This is a genomic window from Microbacterium sp. ZXX196 (genome assembly GCF_009709595.1).
Taxonomy (GTDB): domain Bacteria; phylum Actinomycetota; class Actinomycetes; order Actinomycetales; family Microbacteriaceae; genus Microbacterium; species Microbacterium excoecariae.
In genome coordinates, this window is the sequence record NZ_WMEE01000274.1 from 1 (window position 1) to 262 (window position 262).

Consider the following 262-nt stretch of genomic DNA (forward strand, 5'->3'; position numbering starts at 1 on the left):
CGGTTGGCCAGCAGGGCGGCGTCGCTGCAATCGGGCAGTTCCAGTTCCGGCATCCAGCGCCGCAGCGATTCCACCCGTGCCTGCCACTGGCGCAGGCCTTCGGTCCACGGCAGCGCCTGCAGGCCGAGCTCGGCCACCGCGTCGGTCAGCGCCTGCGCGGCGTGCTGCGGATCGACACGGCCGGCCGAGCGGCTGTCGAGCACGATGCGGTCGAAACGGGTCTCGCGCAGCGCCACCAGGGCGCGACGCTCGCTGTCCCAGC

General features: G+C 73.7%; 1 protein-coding gene. It reads right to left on the reverse strand.

Annotation, left to right across the window (positions count from 1 at the left end; genetic code table 11):
* The coding region (locus tag GJQ66_RS13035) for a hypothetical protein (protein ID WP_230379633.1) at positions 1-262 on the reverse strand (262 nt) is incomplete at both ends.